Origin of the sequence: Leisingera sp. ANG-M1, from assembly GCF_000813745.1 — a bacterium.
GTDB lineage: Bacteria > Pseudomonadota > Alphaproteobacteria > Rhodobacterales > Rhodobacteraceae > Leisingera.
The window spans coordinates 373,522-400,126 of record NZ_JWLC01000025.1 but is presented as its reverse complement, the minus strand read 5'-3'; the positions used below and the strand labels follow the sequence as shown (position 1 = coordinate 400,126).

The 26,605-nt window shown below is 60.0% G+C and carries 14 protein-coding genes; 6 read left to right on the top strand and 8 right to left on the bottom strand.

Annotated elements, in window-relative coordinates; translation table 11 throughout:
• Positions 1 to 12 precede the first annotated feature (12 nt).
• On the top strand, positions 13 to 6,681 hold the full coding sequence (locus RA19_RS21230) for a tandem-95 repeat protein (protein WP_275041752.1): 6,669 nt from the start codon (positions 13 to 15) through the stop codon (positions 6,679 to 6,681).
• Between the two features lie 1,145 nt (positions 6,682 to 7,826).
• On the opposite strand, the gene RA19_RS21225 is transcribed toward RA19_RS21230, so the two are convergent.
• The 5 genes from RA19_RS21225 to mtnA form a co-directional block, all read right to left on the bottom strand.
• A complete protein-coding gene (locus RA19_RS21225; protein WP_052261963.1) occupies positions 7,827 to 8,546 on the bottom strand; it encodes a formylglycine-generating enzyme family protein in 720 nt (239 codons plus the stop codon).
• Between the two features lie 34 nt (positions 8,547 to 8,580).
• Complete coding sequence (gene nirK, locus RA19_RS21220) at positions 8,581 to 9,804, bottom strand: copper-containing nitrite reductase (protein ID WP_039166577.1); 1,224 nt, start codon at positions 9,802 to 9,804, stop codon at positions 8,581 to 8,583.
• Positions 9,805 to 10,144: 340 nt separating this feature from the next.
• Positions 10,145 to 11,191, bottom strand: a complete 1,047-nt coding sequence (locus tag RA19_RS21210; protein ID WP_039166574.1) for a dipeptidase — start codon at positions 11,189 to 11,191, stop codon at positions 10,145 to 10,147.
• 28 nt (positions 11,192 to 11,219) lie between these two features.
• The gene (locus RA19_RS21205) at positions 11,220 to 11,885 is read right to left on the bottom strand and encodes a class II aldolase/adducin family protein (RefSeq protein ID WP_039166572.1); all 666 of its coding nucleotides are present in this window, start codon (positions 11,883 to 11,885) and stop codon (positions 11,220 to 11,222) included.
• A 13-nt stretch (positions 11,886 to 11,898) separates the two neighbouring features.
• Positions 11,899 to 13,005: an S-methyl-5-thioribose-1-phosphate isomerase gene (gene mtnA, locus RA19_RS21200; RefSeq protein WP_039166569.1), complete on the bottom strand. Its 1,107-nt coding sequence runs from the start codon at positions 13,003 to 13,005 to the stop codon at positions 11,899 to 11,901.
• Positions 13,006 to 13,341: 336 nt separating this feature from the next.
• Here mtnA and RA19_RS21195 point away from each other — a divergent pair, with 336 nt between their 5' ends.
• The 5 genes from RA19_RS21195 to RA19_RS21170 all read left to right on the top strand — a co-directional run bounded on the left by RA19_RS21195 (position 13,342) and on the right by RA19_RS21170 (position 22,462).
• Positions 13,342 to 14,421 carry an efflux RND transporter periplasmic adaptor subunit gene (locus tag RA19_RS21195; RefSeq protein ID WP_241479115.1) on the top strand — a complete coding sequence of 360 codons (1,080 nt, stop codon included), beginning with the start codon at positions 13,342 to 13,344 and terminating at the stop codon, positions 14,419 to 14,421.
• Positions 14,422 to 14,424: 3 nt separating this feature from the next.
• Positions 14,425 to 17,550 (top strand): efflux RND transporter permease subunit, encoded by a 3,126-nt coding sequence (locus RA19_RS21190; RefSeq protein ID WP_039166566.1) that lies wholly within the window; start codon positions 14,425 to 14,427, stop codon positions 17,548 to 17,550.
• A gap of 799 nt (positions 17,551 to 18,349) precedes the next feature.
• Positions 18,350 to 19,315 carry a TAXI family TRAP transporter solute-binding subunit gene (locus tag RA19_RS21180; RefSeq protein ID WP_039166565.1) on the top strand — a complete coding sequence of 322 codons (966 nt, stop codon included), beginning with the start codon at positions 18,350 to 18,352 and terminating at the stop codon, positions 19,313 to 19,315.
• A gap of 109 nt (positions 19,316 to 19,424) precedes the next feature.
• Complete coding sequence (locus RA19_RS21175; RefSeq protein ID WP_039166563.1) at positions 19,425 to 22,034, top strand: TRAP transporter permease; 2,610 nt, start codon at positions 19,425 to 19,427, stop codon at positions 22,032 to 22,034.
• Positions 22,031 to 22,462 (top strand): universal stress protein, encoded by a 432-nt coding sequence (locus RA19_RS21170; protein WP_039166561.1) that lies wholly within the window; start codon positions 22,031 to 22,033, stop codon positions 22,460 to 22,462. Before RA19_RS21175 ends, RA19_RS21170 begins: the two co-directional genes overlap by 4 nt.
• A 26-nt stretch (positions 22,463 to 22,488) precedes the next feature.
• Here RA19_RS21170 and RA19_RS21165 read toward each other — a convergent pair whose 3' ends face one another.
• From RA19_RS21165 to RA19_RS21155, 3 genes are read right to left on the bottom strand one after another with little or no spacing between them, the layout of a single operon-like run.
• Entirely contained in the window at positions 22,489 to 23,538 is a 1,050-nt protein-coding gene (locus RA19_RS21165; RefSeq protein WP_039166560.1) for a lipocalin-like domain-containing protein, read from the bottom strand.
• The gene (locus RA19_RS21160; RefSeq protein WP_039166558.1) at positions 23,528 to 25,945 is read right to left on the bottom strand and encodes an FtsX-like permease family protein; all 2,418 of its coding nucleotides are present in this window, start codon (positions 25,943 to 25,945) and stop codon (positions 23,528 to 23,530) included. Before RA19_RS21160 ends, RA19_RS21165 begins: the two co-directional genes overlap by 11 nt.
• Complete coding sequence (locus RA19_RS21155) at positions 25,942 to 26,598, bottom strand: ABC transporter ATP-binding protein (protein ID WP_039166556.1); 657 nt, start codon at positions 26,596 to 26,598, stop codon at positions 25,942 to 25,944. The genes RA19_RS21160 and RA19_RS21155 overlap by 4 nt, the downstream gene beginning before the upstream one ends.
• Positions 26,599 to 26,605: the final 7 nt, after the last annotated feature.

The window sequence follows — 26,605 nt, the reverse complement described above, 5'->3', positions numbered from 1 at the left end:
GGCACGGACCGGCTGCAGGGCGGCGCCGGCAATGATACCCTGGACGGCGGCGCGGGTCGCGACGTCATTATGGGCGGCAGCGGGCACGACAACATCACTGACCTGCAGGGCGGCAACCTGATTTCCGGCGGCACTGGCAACGATGTTATCCGCACCGGCGACACCGCAAATGAAATCCACGCCGGGGCTAATGACGACCACGTCACCGCCGGCGCAGGCAACGACACGATCAGCCTAGGCACCGGTTTGGATGAACTGGACGCAGGCGCCGGGGACGATAAGGTCACCGACGTTTGGGCCTCCGGGCACGTCAGTTTCCACACCGGGCAGGAATGGAGCTACCGCAATGCGGTACTGGACGGCGGCGCGGGCTATGACGTTCTGACCGTTGATGCGGCGGCGTCCTCGAAGTTTTTCACCGATGCAGTCATCTTTGACGAAACCAATTTCTCTTACACCATTTCGACGGGTTTTCGGGAGTACTGGACCGACAGGTTTGTCATTGATGATCCAGTGACCCGGGAGGGCCATTGGGAGCCGGTATACCGGTACCACGAATACCGCAATTTCGAAGAGATCCGCTTGACCGGCGGTGACTTTACAGTCGATCTCCTCTCTTACGCCGATGTCGATTTTGAGTTCACCCATGTGGTGGATGATTACCTGATAAACAACGTCCTGCAGACTGACAGCGGAAATGACAGCGTCAATATGGGCGCAGGCGACGACCTGTTCTACGGCAACCTGGGTAATGACACGGTTTCGGGCGAATACGGCAGCGACACAATCGACTACAGCCGCCTGGCCGACGGGCATTCTGTGCGTTTTGCAGGCCTCACCGCAGGTGGGGCGCAGCGCTATGAAATCCTGGACTCGGCGGGCGTCGTCGCGGCCACGGATGAGATCAGCGATTTCGAGCATTTCTCCGGCACCGCCAATGCAGATGCGCTGACGGGCACTGCGGCTGCCAACACGCTGACTGGCGGCGGCGGCAACGACACTTTGACCGGTGGCGCGGGGCTGGACCGGTTTGCCTTTGGTGCCAATGACGGCGCGGACCAACTGACCGATATCGGCTTGGGCGAGACGCTGGTATTTACCGGGGCAACAGGTGAGACGCAGCCTTCTTTCAGCCGCACGCTCAGCAACGGGGTCTACAGCTATGAGCTGCAGTTTGGCTCCACCAGCGTTGCTTTCACTTCCGCCGACTACATGGCGTTTGATACCCAGTCCACGGTCCAAGGCGGGCAGACCCGCTGGGAGATGACGCTGATCGACAACGGCCATGACCCGGCCCTTGGCCCGCTGGCGCAGGATGATCTGTTTTCGGTCTACAGCGGCGGCACCACGACCCTTGCAGGCGTGCTGTTCAACGATGAGATCCCGCTCACAGATCAAAGCACGATCGTTTCTTTCGACTCCGTCACCGCCAAGGGCGGCACGATTACTCAAATCGGCACCAGCGACAGCTTCCTATATACACCCGACCCGGACTTCTACATTCCGATCGGCTATCGCCATACGACGCAGGACAGCTTTAGCTATACCGTCAGTGACGGCACCCATTCGTCGACCGCAACGGTCACCATCGATGTGTGGGGGGAAAATGAGGCGCCAACCCTGGGGTTGACCAGCGCCACAACCACCGAAGGCACAGCGGTGACGCTGGATGTGCTAGCCGAGGCTGTAGAACTGGACGCGAATGTGCAGCTCTATGTGATCGGCGCCAATGGCGCGTCGCATGGCTCACTGACCTATGACCGCTGGGGCGGGACAGTGGTTTACACGCCGGACGCGGATTTCGAGGGTACTGATACCTTCCAGTATATCGTCGGCGATTGGGTGACCGCAACGACGCAGACGGTCACTATCACTGTCACCGGAGCGCCTGACGCGCCGGTGGCTGTCGCCGATACGCTTCAAGCCGCAGCAGGTGAGGTTGCAAGCCTTGCCGTTCTGGCCAATGACATTGACGTCGATCCGGGCGATGTCCTGTCGATCCGCTCGCTGACACAGGGCAGCAACGGCACAGTGATAGCCGAAGCCGATGGCACGCTTACTTACCGGCCTAATGACGGCTTTACCGGAACCGACAGCTTCACCTATATCGCAGAAGACAGCACTGGCCTCGCCTCGGCTCCTGTCACCGTGACGGTCGAAGTGGCGGACCGCTTTACCACTCAGGTGGATACTGTCGAGACGGGCGCAGGCGTGACGGCGTCTATCGACGTGCTTGGCAATGACACGGCGATTGGCGCTCCACAGGTGACGGAAGCCACGCAGGGCAGCGGCGGCACTGTTGCGATCAATGCGGACGGTACGCTCTCCTACACGCCCGGGGCCGGTACCCGCAGCGACAGCTTCACCTACACCGCCACGGACCAAAGCGGTTTTGCCCGCACAGAAACGGTGACGGTCACCGTGAACGACGCGCCGCAACTGTCGGGCTTTGGAGCCACTGCGGTTACCGCGCCCGTTGAGGTCAGCGGTCTCGAAGACGGCGGCGTGCTGAGCATGGATGTCGGCAATTTTGGGTTTGACGCCAACGGGGACACTCTGAGCGTGCGTCAGCTTGGGTTTGTCCGGCCGGATGGCACCACCGCCGCCTGGACGCCGGCTGGCCCGGCCGATACCAGGGCGATTGACGGCGTTGGCACGCTTGGGGTTTCAGCTGACGGGCAGATGATCCTCTTTACGCCGACGGCGGACTGGAACGGGGAGCTGCCGGTCTGGCTGACTGTGGTGGATAGCTACGGCGCCGAGTCGGGTGGCGGATGGTTCGGTTTCTCAGTCACTCCGGTGAATGATGCGCCGGTTGCCTCCGATATCACGCTGAGCGTTGCAGAAGATGGCACGCACAGCTTTGACCCGCTTGCCGGTGTCAGTGATTCGGATGGTGACCCGTTGCAGGTGATGGGCATTGTCCAGCCCGCCCACGGCCAGGCCGTGCAGGCGCAGGACGGCCAAATCACCTACACGCCCGATGCCGATTACAACGGTCCCGACAGTTTCAGCTATGTGGTGAGCGATGGGACCGAGGCGATCACCATTACCGTCGATCTGACCGTCACACCGGTCAATGACGCACCGGTCGCATCGCCGCTGGATCCGCTGCCCGTTGCGGTAGAGGGCAGTGAAGTGTCGGTGGAAGCAGGCGCAGCCTTCACGGATGCTGACCTGGGCGACCGCTTGACGTTCTCGGCTGCACTGGCCGATGGGACGCCGTTGCCGGACAGCCTGACAGTTGATCCGGAGACCGGCCTGCTGAGCGGCACATTGCCCCGCGACCTCACTGGGGCGACCGGCTCCGAGACAGGCCTGACAGTAGTGGTCACCGCCAGTGACGGTATGGCCTCGGCAACGGTGAATGTCGATCTGACGGTGCAAATCATCAATGAGGCTCCGGTGTTTGCCGAACCAGCCGCGGTGATGCCTGTTGGCACCGATGTGTCGACGCCGCTGGATCTCTCAAGTCTCGCATTGGCGGATGGCGACAGCCCAAGCGTCACCCTGACAGTCAGTGTTGATGCGGGCCGGTTGACCGCAGCTTTGGACCCGGAAATCAGCGTTTCCAGCGCAGGCGGAGTCATCACACTCACCGGCGCCCCCTCGAGCCTCAACGCATATCTCGCCGGCGGCATCAGCTTCGTCGACCCTGCTGATCAGCCCTTTGGTCAAAGCGGCCAACTGAGCCTTACGCTTACCGACGTAAATGGCGCGCAGCTGCAAAACATTGGCCCGATTGCCCTTGATGTGACCGGCGTTGAGGAAATCACCCGCGTCCAGGGCAGCCTGCGGGACCAGACCGGAGACGAGGACGGGGAAATCGTGTTGGATTTCTCAGGCCTGACACTGATCGACGGGGATGATTTGATGATCACCCTGAGCGGCGTTGACGCGGCACTGCTGCAGGCGCAGCCTGCGCAAGGTATCACCATTGCCACCTCGGCAGGCAATATTCTGACGCTGTCCGGAACGGGCGCGGACATAGCGGCCTATCTGGCTGGCCCGGGCAATATCACCTTCACGCCGCCAGCCGATGCCAATGGCAGCTTTGGACCGCTGCAGGTGTCGGCTTCGGCCTTGGACGGCACAGCCGTTGTGGCGATTGGGGAGATCGGCCTGACAGTCACACCCGCACCGGATGCGGTATCGCTGACCGGCCTGGCGCCGCAGAGCCTGGTTGAGGGGCAGCCAATCGTCTTGGCGCCCGGGGTTGCTGTCGATGCGCCGGACCTGTCCGTGCTGAACCAGGGGCTGGGGGATTTCTCTGGGGCGTCCGTCAGCATCATGTCGCAAACTCCGGCATCGGACTCGCTGTTCGGTTTTGCCGCATCGCCGGAGTTCCACCTTGTTGAGACTGGCGCCAACAGTTGGGAACTGCACACCGCCGAGGGGCAATTTGGCAGCGCTGTAATCCGCAACGTCTCCTTCCAGTCGCCGGGCGGTGTGAACGACATCGAACCGCGGCTTGAGATCTCCTTCGGCGGCGGCAGCGTTACGCCGTCTACGGACCTAGCGCATTCTGTGCTGCGCGCAATCACCTATGATGTGGCTTCCGAACTGCCAAGTTTTGGTATGCCGCAGCTGGTCTGGAGCTTTGCTCAGCCGGATCAGACCACTGCCAGCCAGACAGTGCCGGTCTCCGTCGCTTACGTCGATGATCCGTTTTCCTTCACCGCACCTGCCACGCCTTTTGCGGTTACGGAAGACAGCGCGGGAGTGCTGGATTTCTCTGGAATGGCAGGCAGCGATCCGGACAGCGGGCTGTTTTCCTACCAGGCAGATATCTCGGTGAGCGCTGGAAGCCTGTCGCTGAAACCGGGTGCTGTCTTGCCGTCCGGTGTCACACTCTTGGACAGCGGCGCAGTCCGGGTGACTTCTTTCGTACAGCTCGATCTTGGCTCTTTGCTTGGCAGCAGCCTTATTTACACGCCTCCGGCTGATCTGAGCGGGCCGCAGGCTGCCACACTGGACATTCAGGTCACTGGAAACAGCTTTACCTTTGGCAACCCTGGCTACTCTGGCACCCACCATTTCGGTATCAGCATAGCCAGCGTGAACGATGCTGCGGTATTGGGTGGCGACCTTCTGGCCACGATGACGGAAGGCGAGCCCGGTGTGAGTGGCCGGATCACTATCAGTGACATCGACAGCCCCGAAGCCCTGCAGGCCGGACGTTTGGAGGGCAGCTACGGCTATGCGGACCTGCAGGCGGATGGGCGCTGGGTCTACACGCGGACCGCTGCGCTAGATCATTTGGAGCCTGGGCAGAGCGTGACCGACAGCATTGCGCTGTTGGCGGCGGATGGAACACCGGGCACGCTGGAGATCACCATTGAAGGTGTGCTGAGCCACCAGACCATTACCGGCACCGCTGCCGGTGAAAGCCTGTCGGGCGGCAGCGGCAACGACACCATCACCGGAATGGGCGGCGATGACACCATCACTGGCGGCGCAGGCTTCGATTTTGCAGCCTATCTCGGAAACAGCGACGAGTTCACCTTTGCTTTCGCCGCCGATGGCAGCGGCATTACCGTGACAGACACCAACGGTCTGGATGGGCTGGACGAGGGCACCGACCTGCTGTTGGCGGGCACCGATGCCATCATCTTTGCAGATGGCGCGGTCGGGGAGATCACATGGCAGGGCGGCCAGCCGGTTTCGATGGACCTGCGCAAGGACGGCCAGCTGATCCACCGGTTGAAAGAAGCTGCCGGCGGCAGCGACAAGAGCGTGACTTATCAAAACGGTGCTATTGCAACTGTCACCTATACCGACAACGGCTCCGATGGCGGCGCAGCCCCCTGGGCTTCACGCACCCAGACTTTTAACAGCAGCGGGCAAGTGGCGCAGTCTGAGATTGTCTTCGACGACGGTTCAACCCGTACGGTGAGCAACAGCTTTGAAAACGGGGTGCTCATTGGGCGCACCCTCACTGATGGCGCGGGCAGCGCCAGCAGTGCACGTTGGCAGAGTGTTCAGCAAAGCCTGGACGCTGATGGCAAAGTACTGACCGCCGCAATCACCTTTGATGACGGAACTGCCCGCAGCAAGCAGAACCTCTATACCGATGGTGTCAGAACCGGGCAGGTTTTCACCGATGGCAGCGGCGCCCAAAGCAGCGCCAATTGGCAGCAGCTTGTACGCAGTCTGGATGCGGACGGACAGGTGCTGCGGACTGAGGTAACCTTCGACGATGGCACCGCACGGGTTGTTGAGAACAGCTACAGCGGCGGCGTTCGCGTCAGTCAGGTTTTCACTGATGGCAGCGGTGCGCAAAGTACTGCCAATTGGCAGCAGCTCGTGCGCAGCCTGGATGCGGACGGTCAGATTCTGCGGACTGAAGTAACCTATGATAACGGCACCACGCGGGTTGTGGAGAACAACTACAGCGGCGGAATCCGGGTCAGCCAGATCGTCACCGATGGCAGCGGCGCGCAGAGCAGCGCGGATTGGAGCCGCCTGGAGCAGTACTTCGGCGCAAATGGCGGCCTGGAGCGCAAGGTGACTCTGCGCGATAATGGCGACCGCATCACCAGCCTGTTTGATGAGGGCATCCTGACGAGCCGCACTTACGAGGACCTGAATGGCGACCAGCCGTTTGAGAGCAAAACCACAACCTTCGCTAACGATGGCGCCGTCATAGACACTTCATTTGTCTGGGATGTGATTGGCTAGCAACGGGGGAAGGGCGGCTTTCCCCATCTTTTCAACACACCATGCCGTCAACTTTGCAAGAGGGTTAGGGGAGCACGAATTCTTGAGCCTCTAGCGCTCGCTATCGTGATGCAACCACGTGTAGTTCAACCATCGACCGAATTGCGCATGTATCGCAAGGCTCCGGGGCAGGGGAAGACGATGCTCACACTCTGAACATCAACATCATAGCCGCTCCGGTCGGTGACGCCCGTGTCACACGATCTGGCAGTTAGCGCGCCGCAGGGGGTCTTTCTCTCCGGGCTGAATAGCAAATTCCGCGCCTATGTCAGCTGCCTGGACACGGCCTCTTCGCTGGCAGGCATTCGAAGACGGTTCAGGGCAATTTCGCCCCGACATATCTGGATATCCGGGATACCTTCTGGCCGACTATGGACGAGGCGGCTTTCACGCTTGGGTTCTCTACCAGGATCAAAACGAGCGACAAGGAGGTCGAACTCTACCGCGGCCGTGAATATGACGGCACCACCGTCTGCCGGTCGATGGATGATCCTGGGGGTAGCCCAAAACAACTTACGAGGCGGCGTTGGCCATATGGAGCAGGCCGATGACTTTTTTCCTTGTCTATGAGTGCGTTTGTCATGGAGTAAATACGCAGAAACTTCCTATGGTTCGCGGGTTGCAAAGGTCATTGTCCGATCCAGTGATCCAGATCAAGAATTTGGTCCGAAGCATGATCTGTTTGAGACATTCTTTCATCGCTTTCAGTCTATTGAGGATCATCCGTTGTCCGGTGAAACAGGTGTCGGATCACACTCCTCCGACCAAAAAACGATGGCCCTTGACCAGAGGGATTGAACCTCGCAAGTTTTAGCTTTTCCTATCCTTCCCGAGCCGGTTGTCCAGCCAATGTCATCGGGGCCGCTCTCCGCTTGCAGTTACGGGGTTTGCGCCTGATGGCTACGCTTCAGGGTAATCCCCATTACCCTTTGCGCCTTGGGCGTCCCCGGGCCATCGCGGCGTGGAGCGGCACGAAACACCGGATTGAGGCAAGAAAAGTCTTCCAACCAAGGCGTCCCAGCGGACAAAATCCTGAGGAGCGGACAGAGAAGCTTGAGGTTTGAAGCAAGAAACGACGGCCGCCAAGCCTGCAAAGGCGTGGCCGGTCACGACAGCGGCTGCTCGGTTACCAGCCGGAAGCCCAGGTGCGCGGGCGGCAGCCCCGCAGCGCAACCACCTCTGGCCGGGTCGCGAATGAGAAGAGACATGACTGAGAGATGTTCTCCGCCCAGGTAGAAAGCCGGGCAACTTTCTGGAGTGGCGCCAGTATAGCAATCCTGGGTCCATTCCCACACGCTGCCGTCCAAGTCGGTAATTCCGCTGCTGGTGGTCTGGAAGGCTCCAGAGGGTCTCAGCGCGCGCTGCGGCGGGTTTTCCATCAGATACGCCGAGGCCCAGGTCAGCGACGGATCGGAAAACAAGGGTTCAGGCTCAGGCGGAATGACCTCTGCGGCCAGTTCTGTCCATTCCGCCAGCGTCGGAAGCCGGAAAACGTGCCGGGATGCGGCGCTTACCCAGTCAACATACTGCTTTACATCCAGATAGCTGAGCCCTGTTGCCGGCGTGGCGGCCGGGTCCATGCCCGGCCGGACCCTGACTTCCAAGGAACAGGCGCCAGCCGTGTAGCAGCGGTTCCATTCCGCTACCGTGACTTCGTATTTTTGCACATGGAGAACATGGCCGTCCGACAGAGTAACCGGAGCAGGAGCAAGCTCAGGCAGAAACCGGGGGTCCGGGCCCCGGTTCACCAGGGCAGCCCCGGTTGCGGCCAGCACCAGCCCAATGATTGTTCCTGCAACGATCGAGTGGCGGCTGGTGCTGATCATGTTTTGTCCTTTCAAACCGGTTTGGTCATGCCCTTCACGCTGAGAATTCCCGTGGCGCTACGACCTGTTCCATCAGTTCGTTGTCCCATTGGCCTTCGACCACAAAGTGGGCAGCGGCCCCAAGCAAGGCGGCTTCGATCAAATTGTGATTGACGTAGGCGTAAACCCCAGGCTGGCGGAATGTGTACATCGCCGCCATCGCACTGCCGCCCCGGCACAGCCAGGTTTCCAGGCCGGTCAACGGCGCGTCGGTGAAGGAACCGGCTTCCCAGACATAGTCGCCATGGCCGCCGATCAGGTGGGGGCGGGTGTCGCGGTTGGCCTGATTATGGATCATCAGCACCGTGTCTCCCACCTTGGCCTTCAGCGCGCCTTCGCCTGTCAGGGCGCCGACTGAGCCGTTGAAGACCGAGTGGGTCGGAGTCAGCGTCCGCATCGCCTCGATGCTGTCGGCGTAGTCGTCGCCCGCAGAATCATAGGTTCTGTAGTTACCGTCCTCATCCATCGGCAGGTAGAAGTCCTGCTCGCCGATATAGGCGATGCTGTCATAGCGCAGCGGATTGCCCTGGGCGTCCTTCAGCCCGTCCCGCGGCAACACCATGACAGCGCCGTTCATGCCATGGGTGACGTGATAGGGGATCATCGCCCCACCGGGAGCGCAGTGGTAGGTGAAGACACCGGGCTTGGTGGCTTTCCAGCGCAGCACGGTTTCCTCGCCCGGGAAGACATGGGTAAGACCGCCGCCGCCGAGGGCTCCGGTGGAGGCATGGAAGTCGATGTTGTGCTCCATCATGCTGTCTGCCGGGTTGCGCAGGGTCAGCTCGATCATGTCGCCTTCATGGGCGATAATCAGCGGGCCCGGCACCGAGCCGTTGTAGGTGAGCGCCCAGATCTCGGCCCCAGTGTCCTCGTCAACGGTCAGCAGAACTTCATTGGTTTCCATCGTGACTTCGATGATTTTGGGACCGCCAGAGGCGACTTGCTCATGCGCCGGGGCGTAGGGGGGCGCGACCAATTCCTGTTTGACGCGGGTGTATCCGGAAAGGTCAGCCGGTTTGGCATTGGAGGCGGCTTCCTGCTGGGCAGCGGCTTTCACAAGCGGCAGTCCGGGCCGGGTAACGGCCGGCGGCCGGAGCAGTCTGGTTGACGCGGCACTTGCAACGCCGCCAGCGCTTGCAGCCGCCGCTGCCAGCAAGGAGCCGCGCAGAATGTTGCGCCGGCTTGTTTTGATAAGTCCCGGGTTTACTGGGTTTCTCATGCTGATCCCCTATTTCTGAGAGGCCGGCGGCCCGGGGGCGGACTGCCGGAAAACTGAAAGCTAGGTACCGGGGGGCATGTTGGAGCGATCGGGTGTTAGCTGTTGTTCCGCAAGTGCTTTCCGGTGCCAAGGGCAGTTTCGGCCAAATGGAGGGAAAGAACTTTGCGCTTGGGCAAACTATTGAGAGTTTCAATAGAAAGGCCGCCGCAGCCAGGCGGGCGGATGATCAAATCCTTGTTGAAAACCGGGAGCGGATCATGGGCGCAGAGTTGCTGACGGGCAGCGCGCGGAGGCGCGTTGGCTAGAACTCCAGGCCCTGTTTGCAGCAAGGAATTCAGCGTCAGTTCCAGGTTGCTTCCAATACCCGCAGCCAGTTTCGGTGGCAGAGCTTGGCCATCAGATCATCGTCATACCCGCGGTCTCTCATAGCCTTGCGCAGCAAGGGCAGCCCGGAGACATCCTTGAGACCGGCTGGCACAGTGGCGCCATCAAAATCCGATCCAAGCCCGACCCGGTCTTCTCCCAATTCTCCGATCAAATAGTCGAGATGCTCGGTCATGCGGCTGATCGGCGTGTTTTCATCCATCCGGCCGTCTTCGCGGAGGAACGCAACTGCAAAGTTCAAGCCGACCATACCGTCGCTGTCGCGGATAGCGTGCAGTTGGCGGTCAGTCAGATTCCGGCTGTGCGGACACAAGGCATGAGCATTGGAATGGGTCGCAACCAGCGGTTTGGTCGTGACGCGGGCCACGTCCCAAAAACCGGCTTCGTTCAGATGAGATAAGTCGATCATCACACCGATATCGTTGCATTTTTCGACCAATCTAAAACCATCGGAAGTCAGGCCAGGGCCTGTGTCTGGGCTGCCTGGAAAGCGAAACGGTACACCATGGCCGTAGATCGTCGGGCGGCTCCAGACCGGCCCCAAAGACCGCAGGCCTGCTGCGTGCAGCACATCAAGAGCATGAAAGTCCGGATCAATCGCCTCTGCACCTTCCATATGCATGACGGCGGCGATTACCCCGTCCTGCATGGCGCCGCGAATGCTCTCAACGGTGCGGCAGATCCGGAGCGCTCCTTGCTGTTCAAGACGGATGAGGGTCCCGGCCTGGGCAAGTGCGACCGCCGAAGCACGGGCTTGCCCGGCTGCAGGTGGCAACGGCAGGTCGTAGCTCACCGCCATCATCTCTTCCATGAAGGAGCTGTCGCCTTCATCCGGGACAAAAATAGCAAACATGCCGCCGCCAAAGCCGCCTGCTTTGGCCTTGTCCAAATCAATGTGGTGCCCGCCGTTGCCAAGAACCCCGGCTTGGTCGCAGGTCACGTTTCCGGACTGAATCTGCAGCAGCAGGTCGTTATGGCCATCAAAAATCAGCGGGCTGGACATGGGCGCTCCGTCTTGTAGTTTTGCAGTATCAGCGGCTGTCTTTCAGTCCGTAGTCGCGGAAAGCATGAATAACTTCCGCCATTTCCTCTTCGCTTAGAATATGCGGTTCTCCTAGGGTGAGACTCGTTGCGTAACCCTTTGCCAGTGTTTCAAGTTCTATCATACGCCACAGTGCGCGGGGGAGGCTCTCCCCAGTGCTGACAGCCCCATGGTTGGCCATCAGGCAGGCACTGCGGGATTGCAAAACCCGAGTGATGTTGTCCGACAGTTGCTGGCTGCCGAACAAGGCATAATCCGCCACGGGCACGTCGTTGCCGCCGAATGCCGCTACCATGTAATGGCAGGCGGGAATGGGCCGACGGTTCATCGCTAGAGCGCTGCAGTAGACCGGATGGGCATGCACAACTGCATTTACGGACTCTTTCGCCTGGAGGATTGCCAGGTGAAAAGGCCACTCGGTAGACGGTTTCAACTGGCCTTCAGGCGTCGGGCTTCCTTCCAGGGGAATCCGCACCAGCATTTCAGGATGCATTTTCTCATATGGAACGCCGGATGGGGTGATCAGCATCATATCACCCGCACGCACGGAAACATTGCCTGAGGTGCCTTGGTTGATGCCTGAGGCATTCATTTCCAGACAAGCGTCAATGACTGCCTGCCGAAGTTCGGCGGTGTCCTGGTAAGGAGGTTTCACTTGAAGCTCCAGTTCAGGCGGATTTGGCGGCGGCCATTTCCGGGAAAAGCCCGGCCAGTCCTTCTTCGGATGCGTCGCAAATGCCGCGCTCGGTGATCAGGCCAGTGACCAGCCGGTTCGGTGTCACGTCAAAAGCCGGATTGCCGCCTGGGGTGCCATCGGGGGTGACCTGGACCACGCCGATCGCACCATCCTCGGTTTTGCCCTGTACATGGGTGATTTCGCGTTCGCTGCGCTCTTCGATCGGGATTTCGGCTACACCGTCCGAAACCGTCCAGTCGATGGTCGGAGAAGGCAGGGCCACATAGAATGGAACGCCGTTATCTTTGGCTGCCAAGGCTTTGAGATACGTGCCGATTTTGTTGCAAACATCGCCCCGGCGGGTGGTTCGGTCTGTGCCGGTGATTACCAGGTCGACCTGCCCATGCTGCATCAAGTGGCCGCCGGCGTTGTCAGTGATATAGCTGTGGCTGATACCATGGCTGCCGAGTTCCCACGAGGTTAGAGCTCCTTGGTTGCGCGGGCGGGTCTCGTCGACCCAGACATGGATTGGGATGCCGGCGTCATGGGCTTGGTACATCGGACTGGTGGCAGTGCCCCAGTCGACGGTGGCAATCCAGCCGGCGTTGCAATGGGTAAGAAGCCGAACGGGCTCGCCTGCAGGTTTCCTGGATGCAATTTCTTTAATTAATTCCAGGCCATGCGCGCCAATGCTGCGGTTAATCTCCACGTCTTCGTCAGCGATTTCGTGGGCCAGTGCCAGCGCGGCCGCGGCACGGTCTCCTTCGGCAATAGGGCGCAGATGGGCGCGGCAGCGGTCCAGCGCCCAGCGCAGGTTGATAGCAGTGGGACGTGTGGCGTTCAGAAAGCTCCAGGCCTGATCCATCGCGGTATCCGATGGGTCCAGCCGCATAGCCAGCGCCATGCCATAAGCCGCAGTTGCTCCGATCAGCGGCGCGCCGCGCACCCGCATCTCGACAATCGCATCGGCGAACTCCTGAAGCGTGCTTACCGGCTGTACGCGGAAGTCATGCGGCAGCCAGCGCTGGTCGATGATCTCCAGCACGTCTGTGTCATGGTTCCACCAAAGGGAGCGGTAATGCGTGCCATTCACTTTCATCGGAGGAACTCCTTCCCGTATCAATTCCGCTGCGAGGGCGCCCGGAGGCAGGCTCTGCTACCGGTTTCCCTGAAATGCCCGCGGCGTGCAAGGTTTCGATGGTGCGGGAATGAAATAGCAAAGTTTCCGCGGCGGAAAACCTGTCTTTCGGCGTGTGCAACTTGCAGAAGAAGCCAGCACGTTATTCAATGCGTTTAACGGTTTGGATACTAAGCGGCGGTCCGCAGCATGGGCCGCTCGGATTTTTCTGTCAGATTGAAAGGCTCAGCAATGAAGCGTTTTTGGAACAGGGGCCTGCCCGGGGCAACCGGGCTCGCGGTGATCGCAGCAGTTGGAATGGCGGCTCCCAGCGCATGGGCGCAGCAAGGGGCAGCGCCCAAGGTTTCTGTGGCGCAGGCGGTGATCAAGCCGATCAAGGACACGTCTACGTTCATTGGCCGCGGAGAAGCGATCGACAAGGCCGACATCATGGCCCGTGTCAGCGGCTATCTTGAGGAGGTGCTGGTCAAAGACGGCGCCGAGGTAGCGCAAGGCGACGTGCTGTTCCGGATCGAACGCAGCGCTTACGAGGCTGTTTTGGAAAGCCGCCGGGCGGAGCTGGCTCAGGCAGAAGCCAATCTGGAACTTGCTTCGCTTGATTTGGCCCGCAAACAGGAATTGTTCGAGCGCGGCTCGGTGCCCGAAGCCGACCGCGATACGTCCCGGGCCAACGAATTGGTTGCCGAGGCTCAGGTGAGGGCGGCAAAGGCTGCCATCCGGCAGGCGGAGCTGGACTTGAGCTATACCGAGATCCACGCGCCGTTCTCAGGCCGGGTCGGGCGCGTTGAGGTCAGCATTGGCGATGTGGTAAGCCCCAGCGGGTCAGCGCTGGTGAATATCGTTCGCGAAGCACCTGTTTACGTGTCCTTTTCAGTGAATGAGAAGCAGTTCGTCGAGATCCTTCAGCAGCTTGACGCTGAGGGCATCGACCGGTCCGATACAGATACAGCACCGGAGGTTTTTGTGGTGCTTCCCAACGGCGCCGAGCTGGAAGAGAAAGGGCACATCGCCTTTGCAGGCAACCGGGTTGATCCTGCAACCGGTGCGGTGACAATCAGGGCGGAGTTTCATAATGACCACCGGCTGATCCTGGATGGGGCCTTCCTGACTGTTGGCTTGCAGTCACAGGAAGCAGTGGACCGGATTATCATCAGCCAGGCCGCAATTCAGCGCGATCAGCAAGGACCGTTTGTGCTGGTGGTGGATGCGCAGAACCAGGTGCAGCAGCGCTATATCGTCACTGGCGACGTCCAGGGCACCGGCATCATTGTGCTGGACGGTTTGACCAAGGGCGAGACCGTTGTTGTCGAAGGCCTGCAAAAGATCCGTCCGGGCGTGGAAGTGGATCCGGTTCTGGCCGGGCAGGCTGGAGAGTAAGCGATGTTTTCCTCTGTCTTTATCTCGCGGCCCAAGTTCGCGATCGTTATCTCCCTTGTTCTAACGGTCATGGGGGTGATCGGCTATTTCTCCCTGCCTGTGGCGCAGTTTCCCGAAATCACCCCGCCTGTCGTGAATGTCACCGCCAGCTACCCTGGCGCCAACGCTGAAACCGTTGAAAAGAGCGTCGCGGCCCCGATCGAAGCGCAGGTCAACGGGGTGGACGGGATGCTCTACATGTCCTCCACGTCCGCAGACAACGGCAGCTACTCGCTGGCAGTGACTTTTGAGGTCGGAACTGATCCGGACATTGCCTCAGTCAACGTTCAGAACCGGGTGGCACAAGCCGTCGCCGCGCTGCCTGCTGAGGTAACAGCCAGCGGTGTCGTCACTCAGAAAAGCTCTTCCAACATGCTGTTGGTGGCAGCGCTGACGTCGCCCAATGGCTCTTATGACAGCGTGTTCCTATCGAACTATGCGGCCATTAACCTCAAGGACGCGCTGGCGCGGGTCGATGGTGTTGGCAAGGCGGATCTGCTTACCAATTTTGAGTATGCCATGCGGGTCTGGCTGGACCCGAATAAGATGGCCGGCCTGGGTATTTCACCCGGCGACGTGATCAATGCCGTGCGGGAGCAGAACATCGAGGTGTCGGCAGGGCAGGTGGGTGCACCGCCGGTGCCGGGCGACCAGGTGTTCCAGTACACCATCAAGTCAAAGGGGCGCCTGACCGAGGTCAGCGAATTCGAGGATATCGTGATCCGTACCGGCGATGGCGGCAGCACCGTGCGGCTGAGCGACATTGCCAGGGTTGAGCTTGGCTCCTCCAACTACAGCTCTTCCGGCTATTATGATGGTGTGCCCTCGACCATCCTGGCAGTCTACCAGGCGCCGGGAGCCAACGCGCTGGCAGTATCCGAAGCCGTGCTGGCTGAGCTGGACCGTCTGTCGGCGGACTTCCCGGATGACGTCTCATACTCTGTGCCTTTCAACACCACGGATTTTGTCGAACAGTCATTGAACGATGTGATCTCCACCCTGATGATGACCTTTGTGCTGGTGATCTCGGTGGTGTTCATCTTCCTGGGGTCGTTCCGGGCAACGATCATCCCGGCAGTGGCCATCCCTGTGTCGCTGATCGGCACCTTTGCCTTCCTGCTGGTGCTGGGCATGTCGCTCAACACCATCTCGCTGTTTGCCCTGGTGCTGGCAATTGGCATCGTGGTCGATGACGCCATTGTGGTGGTGGAAAACGTAGAGCGCATTATCGCCGAAGAGGGCCTGGCGCCGGCCGAAGCTACCCGCAAGGCCATGGGCCAGATTACCGGCCCGGTGATTGCCACCACCCTGGTGCTGCTGGCGGTATTCGTGCCGGTCACCTTCATGCCGGGTATCACCGGCCAGCTCTATTCGCAGTTTGCGGTAACCATTTCGGTCGCGGTGGTGATCTCTTCGGTCAACGCGCTGACACTGTCGCCGGCGCTCTGCGCCATCGTTCTCAAGGCGCGTTCGGGCCCGCCCAAGGGGCTGCTGGCACTGTTTGAGAATATGATCGGCGGCGTACGCAGCGGTTACTTAAGCATTGTGACGCGCCTGTTGCGCCTGCCGGTGATTGGGCTGGCCATCATCGCGGCCGTTGCCTTTGGCACAGGCAGCATTTTCAACAGCACCTCCAAGGGGTTCCTGCCGGCCGAAGACAATGGCTATCTGTTTGTCGATGTGCAGCTGCCTGATGCCGCGGCACTGGGGCGGACCGAGACAGTCACCCGCCGGATCGACGAGCAGATCCGCCAGATCCCCGGTGTGCAAGGTACCGTTCTGGTCAATGGCTTCAGCCTGTTGAACGGCGCAGGGGCCAATGGCGCGATGATCATCGCCAACCTCGATCCCTGGGATGCGCGGCAGAGCGAGGCGCTGCACCCCAACGCGATCCTCGGCCAGATCTACGGTATTGCCAACGGGGAGGCCGCGGCGAGCATCGTTGCCTTCAACCCGCCGCCGATTTCCGGCTTGGGCATGTCGGCCGGTGTGGAGATGGCAGTTCAGCAGACGGCTGGCGGCACGCCGCAGGATCTGGCGCAGTCAGTTGGTTCGCTGGTCTATTCTGCCAACCAGCGGTCTGAGATCCAGCAGTCATACACCACGTTCCGGGCCAATGTGCCCCAGGTGTTTGTCGACCTGGACCGGGAAAAGGCCAAGACGCTGAACGTTCCGATTGCCGAGGTGTTCCAGACAATGCAAGCGCATCTGGGTTCGTACTATGTCAACGACTTCAATCTGTTCGGCCGTGTCTATAAGGTGATGCTGCAAGCCGAAGGCTCCTATCGCGACAAGATCGAGGACATCGGCGGTCTTTACGTTCGAGCCCAGTCCGGCGAGATGGTGCCTCTGTCGACACTGATTGATGTCGAGAATGTTCTGGGACCGGTTCTGCTCAAGCGGCATAACATCTTCCGCTCGGCCACGGTTACAGCTGTTCCCGCGCCTGGCCTGTCAACCGGCGACGCCATCCGGGTGATGCAGGAGGAGGCCGCCAGCGCTTTGCCGCCCGGCTATGCATTTGAATGGACCGGAACCGCGCAGCAGCAGCTTGACTCGGCAGGCCTGGTGACGGTGATCCTGGCGATGGCGGTGCTGTTCGGCTACCTGTTCCTGGTCGCGCAATACGAAAGCTGGACCATGCCCGTGGCAATCCTGCTGTCGGTGATCGTCGCTCTGTTCGGGGCTGTGGCGGCTGTGGCGCTGGCCGGCAATGACATCAACCTCTACACCCAGATCGGGATGATCATGCTGATCGGCCTTGCCTCGAAGAACGCGATCCTCATTGTCGAGTTCGCGATGGAGCAGCGTGCCGCGGGGCTGACGATCCGCGAAGCTGCACAGGAGGCCGCAAAACAGCGTTTCCGGGCCGTCATGATGACGGCGCTGTCCTTTCTGCTGGGGGTGGTGCCGCTGATGGTCGCCTCAGGCGCCGGCGCTGCCAGCCAAAAAGCCATTGGCATTGCGGTGTTTGGCGGGATGCTTGCAGCCACTGTTGTCGGAGTGATTGTCGTGCCGGTGCTTTATGCAATGATGCAGGGCATGCGGGAACGTTTTAAACCCCGTCCCGCTGCCAGCCCGGCGGAATAAAACCGCAGATCCCGCTTGCCATCCGGCAGGCGGGACTGCTACGCGGCGGCAAAGCCTCTTTCGGCAGATGACTGTTGCGCTTGCCGGGCCCGCAACCCGCGCTCGTGCGCTGCGGCAAGGATCAATTCCCACTTCCGCGGCGTGCAACGGAATTCCGGCTCCACGTCACAAGTCAGAGGCGCGTTTGCCTCCCGCGGAATTTTCCGGGCTTCGGCTGAGACGCAGCGTTCCAACGCCCAGAAATCCGTCAAAGACGGATTGTCGTAAATCACTTGGCTAAGCAGCATTGCTGCAAGCTCCCTGTCAAATGTTGGTCATGGCAACGGTTTCTTGAACCGCCGCTCAATTTATTATTTGATGCTTACTAGCGTCACGCCGTCGTTTTGTCACGGCTTTCTTTGTTAATGAACGGAAGTTTTGCGCTGGTTTTTCCGCGCTGGGAAATGCCCTGAAACGGTGGGAATCGAGCCGGCCGAAGCGGGATAAAAGAATCGCGCGGGACCTGCGTCCTGACGCAAGGAACTTTTTTGTGCTTTTACGGTTCGGTGGCCGGGGTCTTGACGGGGAAAAAAGCGTAACTTGCGTCAATTAAGAGAGAAATACCGTCTCTCGGGGTGCGTCAATAAATAGCACCCTTGACTTGGGCAAGTGCCAATGAAACCCTGCTGCGCGTGCAAAATAACCGCACACGCCTTGCCTGGCGGCTGAATTCACCAGGCTGTGAAAGCCCCGCAAAGCCGTTTTCACAGCCGGTCCGGGCCGGGCTGTAAATCATAAGACAAGTGGGAGAGACTTGATCATGAAACACACCAAGCTGGCTATCGGTGCATTGGTGGCGGCGTCCTTTGCGGCACCCGCAGCATTTGCTCAGGAATACATCACCATCGGCACCGGCGGCGTGACCGGTGTTTATTATCCGACCGGCGGCGCCATCTGCCGTCTGGTCAACAAGGGCCGCAAGGAGCACGGCTTCAAGTGCGCCGTCGAATCCACCGGCGGTTCGGTCTACAACATCAACACCATCCGCGAAGGCGAGCTGCAGTTCGGTGTGGCCCAGTCCGACTGGCAGTACCATGCATATAACGGTACCTCCAAGTTTGAGGACAAGGGCGCCTTTGACGGCCTGCGTGCGGTGTTCTCGGTGCACCCCGAACCGTTCACCGTCGTGGCACGGGCCGATTCCGGTATCTCCACCTTCGACGACCTTAAGGGCAAGCGCGTTAACATCGGCAACCCGGGCTCTGGCCAGCGCGGCACCATGGAAGTGCTGATGGAGGCCAAAGGCTGGGGCATGGAAGATTTCGCTCTGGCAACCGAGCTGAAGGCGGCCGAGCAGTCAGCAGCGCTGTGCGACAACCAGATCGACGCGATGATCTACACCGTCGGCCACCCGTCGGGCTCGATCCAGGAAGCCACCACCGCCTGTGACTCTGTTCTGGTGACCGTCGACGGCGAAGCGGTTGACAAGCTGGTAGGCGACAACTCCTTCTACCGCACCGCCACCATCCCTGGCGGCATGTACCGCGGCTCTGATGCGGACACCCAGACCTTTGGCGTGGGCGCGACCTTTGTGACTTCGGCGGACGTGTCCGAAGACGCGGTCTACGCTGTGGTCAGCTCGGTGTTCGAAAACTTCGACGCCTTCAAAAAGCTGCACCCGGCCTTTGCAAACCTGAAGCCGGAAGAAATGATTGCAGACGGCCTGTCGGCCCCGCTGCATCCCGGCGCGGCCAAGTACTACAAGGAAAAAGGCTGGATCGAGTAATCGGCCGAGACCTTAGAGCGGGGCGCAGCAGCGCCCCGTTTCATTCCCCGGGGAAGGGGAAATACATTGAGGCCGCGCCCTTAGGTAGCGGCTCAAGGGGAGATTATCCATGACATCCGATGCTCAGGGAAATCGACCGCTCAGCGAAGAAGAGCTTCAGGAACTGGTCGCGTCCTCCGACGCCGGCGCCCGTAACCCGGTGGGGAGCGTGGGGGTATTTCTGGCTGTTGTCGCCGTCATCTGGTCTGTTTTCCAAGTTATTCTGGCCTCGCCGCTGGCCAATCAGCTGCTGCCCGGCAGCGTGATCAACAATTCGCGGCAGATCCATTTGGCCTTTGCGCTGTTCCTGGCCTATGCGGCCTATCCCGCGCTTAAATCCAGTCCCCGGGGATACATTCCCATTCAGGATTGGGTTTTTGCCGTTTTGGGGACCGGCATTGCGCTCTATGGCTATATTTTCTACCAGAAAATCGTCGATTCCGGCGGGTTGGCCGATGATGTCGACAAGTGGTTTGCCCTTGTCGGTCTGATATTGCTGTTCGAGGCCGCCCGCCGAGCGCTTGGCCCGGCGATGGCGATTATCGCGACGATCTTTTTGGCTTACGTGTTCTTCGGTTCGTCTGAGTGGGTGCCCGAAGTCATCCGCTGGAAAGGCGCCAGCCTGAAAAAGGCAATGAGCCACATGTGGATCACCTCAGAGGGGGTGTTTGGCATTGCTTTGGGTGTATCGACAAAATTTGTCTTTCTTTTCGTGCTTTTCGGTGCGCTTCTTGATAAGGCCGGGGCAGGGAACTACTTCATCAAAATGGCGTTCGGTGCCCTGGGCCACCTTCGCGGCGGTCCGGCAAAGGCGGCCGTGGTGGGTTCTGCCGCAACCGGCCTGATCTCCGGATCCTCGATTGCCAATGTGGTGACCACCGGCACCTTTACCATCCCGCTTATGAAACGTGTTGGCTTTACCAGCGAGCAAGCCGGCTCGGTCGAGGTCGCCTCTTCAGTCAATGGCCAGATCATGCCGCCGGTTATGGGGGCTGCGGCCTTCCTGATGGTGGAATACGTGGGCATCTCCTATGTCGAGGTGATCACCCATGCGTTCCTGCCGGCCGCGATCTCTTACATCGCGCTGGTCTACATCGTGCACCTGGAAGCGGTGAAGCGAAACATGCCGACGCTGGGCAACCGCGTTGTCTCCATGGGCCGTACCATTGGCGGTATGGCGCTGTTCTTTGCCGGCTTTGCCGGGCTTTGCTACGGCGTGCAATACCCGGTGAAATGGATCGTGGCAGCGATGCCGAATGCTTCCGGCCTGACCTTGTCAGCCCTTCTGGTTGCAGTTTACGTCGGGCTGTTGTGGCTGGCGTCCGGTGTCGATGATCTGGTGCCGGATGATCCCAACGCCAAAAAGGTTGAACTGCCGGTGGTGGCAGAGATCTATAAGGCGGGTCTTCATTACCTGCTGCCGATTATCGTGCTGGTTTACTTCCTGATGATCGAGCAGAAGTCTCCCGGCTTGTCCGCCTTCTGGGCCACGGCGCTGCTGTTTGTGATCCTGCTGACCCAGAAACCGCTCAAGGCAATTTTCCGCGGTCAAAGCAATATGATGGAGACCTTCGTTGAAGGTGTCACGGACCTGTGGAACGGGCTGATTGACGGCGCCCGCAATATGATCGGTATCGCGCTGGCGACGGCGACTGCCGGCGTGATCGTGGGCACCGTGACGCTGACCGGCGTGGGCCAGGTGATGGCTGACCTGGTTGAGTTTGTCTCCGGCGGCAACCTGATCCTGATGCTGGTGATGGTCGGTTTGCTGTCGCTTGTTTTGGGTATGGGGCTTCCGACCACTGCAAACTACATCGTTGTCAGCTCGCTGATGGCCGGTGTGGTTGTTGAGCTTGGCGCCCAGTCCGGCTTGATCGTGCCGCTGATCGCTGTGCATCTGTTTGTGTTCTACTTTGGTATCATGGCGGATGTGACGCCGCCGGTGGGGCTGGCCAGCTTTGCGGCTGCTGCAGTGTCCGGTGGTGACGCGATCCGTACCGGCTTCACCGCCTTCTTCTACAGCTTGCGAACGGTGGCGCTGCCGTTTGTGTTCATCTTCAACACCGATCTCTTGCTGATTGATGTGACTTGGACCCAGGGGATACTTGTGGCCATATCGGCGACGATTGCCATTTTGGTTTTCACCGCCGGCACCATGGGCTATTTCGTCAGCCGCAGCCGGATCTATGAGAGCATCCTGCTGATTGCAGCGGCCTTTGCGCTGTTCCGGCCGGACTTCTTCATGGACCGCATAATGCCCCCGTATGCCCAAGTCCCGCCTGCCGAACTGGTGCAGGCACTGGATGCAGCGGAAGCTGGTTCGGAAATGAGGATCACCGTGCAAGGCCCTGATTTCGACACGTCCGAGATCAAGTCGACCACATTGATCCTGACTTCCGGCGGCACGGACGGTCAGCGGGAAGTTGATGCTTTCGGCCTGCTGCTGCTTGAAGAGGACGGGGTTGTCAAATTGGATGAACCAATGTTCGGAACACCCGCAGCACCGTCTCTGGACAGCTTTGATTTCTATGCCGACGATCCGGTTCAGATCGTTGCGATCCAGGCGCCTGCCAGCCAGCTTCCCAAGGAACTGATCTTTTTGCCCGCCTTGCTGCTGGTTGGATTGGTTGCTCTGCTGCAGCGCGGCCGGGCACGTGAACAAGAAGGAGTACCGGCATGAGCAAACCTGTGCTTTGCGCCTTGGAATTGAGCGACCGGAGCTGCGATGAAAAAGTGCTGACCCAGGCCGCCCGTCTGGCTGATCTCGACGGTGTGCAACTTGATGTTGTCAACGTCTTGCCAGACTTCGGCGAAAGCTGGGTGTCGGGTTTTTTCGAGGAGCATCACCACGAAAAGGCAGTAAAGGACACCACGGAGCGCCTTGGCGAACTTTGTGCCAGTGTGCTTGGCGAGAAACGGAACGCAAAGGTCCGCCATCTGGTGGCAACAGGCACAGCCTATCAGGAGATCCTGAAGGTCGCAGAAACCGCCGGCAGCGGTCTGATCGTGATTGGTGCGCATAAGCCGGATTTGAAGGATTATCTGCTCGGGCCGAATGCGGCCCGGGTGATCCGGCATTCAGATTGTTCGGTCTTTGTGGTCCGTTGAAAACTTAAGGGCGCTTTAGGGCGCCCTTATTCATAGCCGGTCATTTCCAGGTACCCCGTGCCGTTGTGGCTGCCGTTCACCGTTACGGGCCCCTCCCAGTAGGAAAATGATGTTCCCATCCAGCTTTGCGGATTAAGTGCCTGAACTTCCGCGGAAACGTTTCTTTGCGGCAGTTTGATTTGCCACCGGGTGGGGATCCGGCGCCCCTCGACATTGCTAAACTCCAACGGTTCTGCTTGAAAGCTGCCTTCGGCAAGCGGCTTTGCCGTGCCACCTGCTGAAATCCAGGTTCCTGACGTGTAATTGCCACTGTCGCCGCGCAGGATAAAGCCCATCAGTTTGTCACCGCTGTCAAAGCTGAGCGAGAACCAGTCCCATCCGCTTTGATCCTCTGCCAATGGCTGGCTTGACCATTCCCGGTCCAGCCATCCGTGGCCGCTCACGTCCACCGTTCCTTCCGGCAGATCCAGCGTGCCAGTGACTTGGTAATGCGGCTGCGAATAGTAATAGCTTGCCTGACCGCTCTCTGATTTCACGGAATAGCCATTTTCGCCGTGTTTAACCAAAGGCCCTTCGGCGGACAGCTTTAAGTCGTAGGAAAACGCTTTTCCTGAGGCGGTTAGCTGCAGTTCTTCAAGAGCACCGTCTGTTGACCGCATCTGCCAGCCGTCGATCCATGCTTCGAAGGGGTTTGCTGATACCCCAGCCTGGCCAATTCCGCCGCGGGCAATGCGCTCGGCGAACAGATGACGGTCGGACTCTGTCACCGCTGCATGGGCCATCCAGATTTGCGGGCTCTGCCACCCGTCGGCTTCACCCGGGGCTAAAGCGGACCGGAAAAGAGTCCACTGGATGCCGAACCTGGTTCCGGATGCGCTTTTAAGGTTGGCGGTTAAGTACCACCATTCAATGCGGAAATCCGGGTGGGCCCCGTGGTCTTGCGGAAAGGAAAGCTGATAACCCCGTTGCGGTATTGCAAAGCCTTCAGCATCGCTGCCCAGCCCGGCAAACCCTTGAGCCTGGGCTGTAGCAGCCCAGCCGGCAAGGAGCAAAGACAATGCAGATTTAGCGTTCATGGGCAAACACCTTGAGCAATTCTGCCGGGTCCAACCGGCTGAGACGCAGAGCGGGCAAAGCCGCGGCGGCCACTGCGGCCAGCAGTGCAAGCAGGAACAGGCGCAGCCAGTCAATTGGGAACAGATACATAGGCAGTTTCCACCCGAAGGCCTCGACATTGATCACCGCTAGCAGCGCCCAGGCCAGCACCAGCCCTAAAGGCAAAGCCAGCAACGCCGTGATGGCTGCAAGCAGAAGGCTCCGCAGCAATTCGGCAGCAGCCAGCTGCCGGCGGGTCACGCCCATCGCCCAGACTGGCGCCAATTGCGGCAACCGCTGGCTCCACAGTGTAAGCAGGCTTGTCAGCATGGCAAATCCCGCCACCCCAAGGGTGAGCAGGTTTAGTGCCGCGGTGATCACAAAGGTTCGGTCGAAGACAGATAAGGATCGCGCCTTGAGCTCGGCCTGATCAATGATGTTTTCCCGCGGTATTTCAAAAGCTTTCCGGATTTCGCTAATAGTTTCCGGCAGCTGATCAGGCGGCAGGCGCAAGCCGAATTGACGGTTCGCAATATCCGGAGCGTGCTGGAGCAACTCTGGCAAAGACACAATTGCCTGGCCATTGGGGTTGCCGTAGTCGGAGTAAATCCCGGCTATGGTCATCTCCCAGCCAGCCGCGATCCGGAGCTCGGCTCCGGGAGACAACCCGTGACGGTTTGCAAGCTGCTCGTTGACCAGCAGGGCCTTGCCGGCGGCAACCTGATCCCATGCATCCGGCAGGCTTTGCAGCATTGGCCAGTTGTCCCGGTAGGTCGCGTCGTCAATAACCCCGTACAAGCGCAGCGGAGCCCCTCTGAAGCGCAGATCGTGGCGCCGGATCGGCAGAACCCTGATTCCTTTCTGGTTGAGCCAGGTTGCTAGTTCGGCTCCCTGCGCGTCGCTGGTTGCCGTGACATAAACCTCGGCGGACAGGCGCTGATCAAGCCAGCCGTTGAAGGTGAGCCGGAAGCTGGAAACCATTGTTCCAACGCCGATATTCGTAGCCAGCGCCAGGAGGAGGGCCATCAGGGCCAGCGACATTCCAGGCAGTTGGGCCCTTGTATCTGCCCAAAGCCAGGCGCTGAATGGTCTCCGGGCCAGCCGCGCGCCCAGCAACAACCCGGCAGAGATCAGCAAGGGAAGAACCATGGCGGCACCCAGCATCAGGCCTCCGAGGAAGGCAAATCCGGCAAGAAGCCCCTGAAAGGTTTTCAGGATGAGAATGCCGACCAGAATACATGCAATGCCGGCAATGGCAGAGCCCCACTGGGATCTGCCGGCCTGCTGACCGCGGGCATGGGCCGCGGGCGCGCTCAGCAGCGGCATACGCCATATCGCAAACAGCGACTGAGCCCCGGCAAGGACTGTACCGCCAAACGCCATAGCAAGCCCCGACAAAGCCCAGACCGGGCGCAGCGACAAACTGCCTTCGACGGGAGCTCCGTAAAGACCTGCCAAAGTTGCGCTGACCCCGGGCAGCAGTGCCGCCGCAACAAAGTAGCCGCCCGCCAATCCGGCCAGCCCGGCGGCCAAGGCAACAAAGGCAAGCTCAGCTGCAAACACTGCAACAAGCAGGCCCATTGGGACACCAAGGCCGCGCAGGGTCCGGATCAGCCCGCGGCGCTGCTCCAGGCTCAATAGAATGGCGCCTTGAACAATGAACAGGCCAACAGCAAAAGAGAGCAAGCCAAAGGCGGTCAGATTCAGATGGAAACTATCTGTCAGACGTGCGGTATCAGCCGACGCCGAGTCCGCTTTGGCGTGGATAAGCCCAGGCGCAATTTCGGCAAGCGGCCGGAGGCCAGGCAGCTGATCGGGCAGTATCAAAAGATAGCTCAGGCTTTTCGGCTGGCGCAGCAGCCGGCTGGCGAGACTCAGGTCCGCGGCCACAACATTGCGGGGCAGCGCCTCCGTAGACGTGACAGGATAGGGAGTTTGGTTGGCCTCAAGCGCGATTGCTGTGGCCGGGTGCGCAAACAGCCGACCGGACGGCAGCAGCGCGTCCAATGGCTGCACGCCGTCTTGTTCTGCCGCATTCGCCAAATTTGCGACCATCGGGTGGTTAAGAAGATCAACCCCCATAAGATCAAAGCTTTGGCGGCCGAACCTGACAGTGCCTTCCAGGACAGGCGCCAGGTTCCATCCTGCACGCCGCAAGGCGGCATAACGGCCCAGCGGGATCGTGCCGTTCTCCGCAAGCAAGCGGTCGGCGCCAGCGGTGCCAAGCTGTTCCGCAGCACGGGCATAGCTGGCGCGCGCCTCGGCGTTGATGGCTTGAACCGCCGACCAAAGGCCCGTTGCCAGCGCCAATCCCGCCATCAAGGTCGCGAGTTGCAGCGGATGCCGCCACCAATGCGACAGGACCGCGTGCAGTGCGGCGCGGGTCATCCTGTCTGTCCGTGCTTGAGATGCAATTGCCTGTCCAGCATCTGCGCGATCGCCGCGGAATGGGTCACAAGGAACAGGGCTGCGCCGCTTTCACTGACGAGTGCCAGCATCAGCTCCATAACCGCTGAACTGGCTGTCTCATCCAGGTTTCCGGTTGGTTCGTCAGCCAGCAGCAGCTTGGGACGGACCGCAAGCGCGCGGGCAATCGCCACCCGTTGCTGCTGGCCGCCAGAGAGTTGCTCAGGATAGCGGTCAAGCAGCTTTGCCAAGCCAAGCCGCTCCGATAAATGACGCCCCCAATCTGCATCCCACCGGTTTCCAAGCCGGGCGTGCAACGAGATATTTTGCTGGATATCAAGTGAAGGGATTAGGTTAAATTGCTGAAAAACAAGAGATACATCCCGTCTTCGCAACGCGGCCCTTCGGGTGTCGTTCAGGCCGGAAAGAGGCGTGCCGCAGATTTCGATCTCGCCGCTGTCAAACGTGTCGAGTGCTCCGGCCAGATGCAGCAGCGTGCTTTTGCCTGAGCCGCTGTCGCCAGTCAAAGCCAGGCTTTGCCCTGCAGCCAAATCCAGAGACACTCCGCGAAGCACCGCGATGTCCTGAGTTTGGCCGGGATAGGCCTTGGTCACGTTGCGGACTGTCAGAACCATCGTGCGG

Coding starts and splice junctions, on each gene's coding strand:
- RA19_RS21225 (WP_052261963.1), bottom strand. CDS start 8,546: ATGATCAGCACCAGCCGCCACTCGATCGTTGCAGGAACAATCATTGGG.
- nirK (WP_039166577.1), bottom strand. CDS start 9,804: ATGAGAAACCCAGTAAACCCGGGACTTATCAAAACAAGCCGGCGCAAC.
- RA19_RS21210 (WP_039166574.1), bottom strand. CDS start 11,191: ATGTCCAGCCCGCTGATTTTTGATGGCCATAACGACCTGCTGCTGCAG.
- mtnA (WP_039166569.1), bottom strand. CDS start 13,005: ATGAAAGTGAATGGCACGCATTACCGCTCCCTTTGGTGGAACCATGAC.
- RA19_RS21195 (WP_241479115.1), top strand. CDS start 13,342: ATGGCGGCTCCCAGCGCATGGGCGCAGCAAGGGGCAGCGCCCAAGGTT.
- RA19_RS21190 (WP_039166566.1), top strand. CDS start 14,425: ATGTTTTCCTCTGTCTTTATCTCGCGGCCCAAGTTCGCGATCGTTATC.
- RA19_RS21180 (WP_039166565.1), top strand. CDS start 18,350: ATGAAACACACCAAGCTGGCTATCGGTGCATTGGTGGCGGCGTCCTTT.
- RA19_RS21175 (WP_039166563.1), top strand. CDS start 19,425: ATGACATCCGATGCTCAGGGAAATCGACCGCTCAGCGAAGAAGAGCTT.
- RA19_RS21170 (WP_039166561.1), top strand. CDS start 22,031: ATGAGCAAACCTGTGCTTTGCGCCTTGGAATTGAGCGACCGGAGCTGC.
- RA19_RS21165 (WP_039166560.1), bottom strand. CDS start 23,538: ATGAACGCTAAATCTGCATTGTCTTTGCTCCTTGCCGGCTGGGCTGCT.
- RA19_RS21160 (WP_039166558.1), bottom strand. CDS start 25,945: ATGACCCGCGCCGCACTGCACGCGGTCCTGTCGCATTGGTGGCGGCAT.
- RA19_RS21155 (WP_039166556.1), bottom strand. CDS start 26,598: ATGGTTCTGACAGTCCGCAACGTGACCAAGGCCTATCCCGGCCAAACT.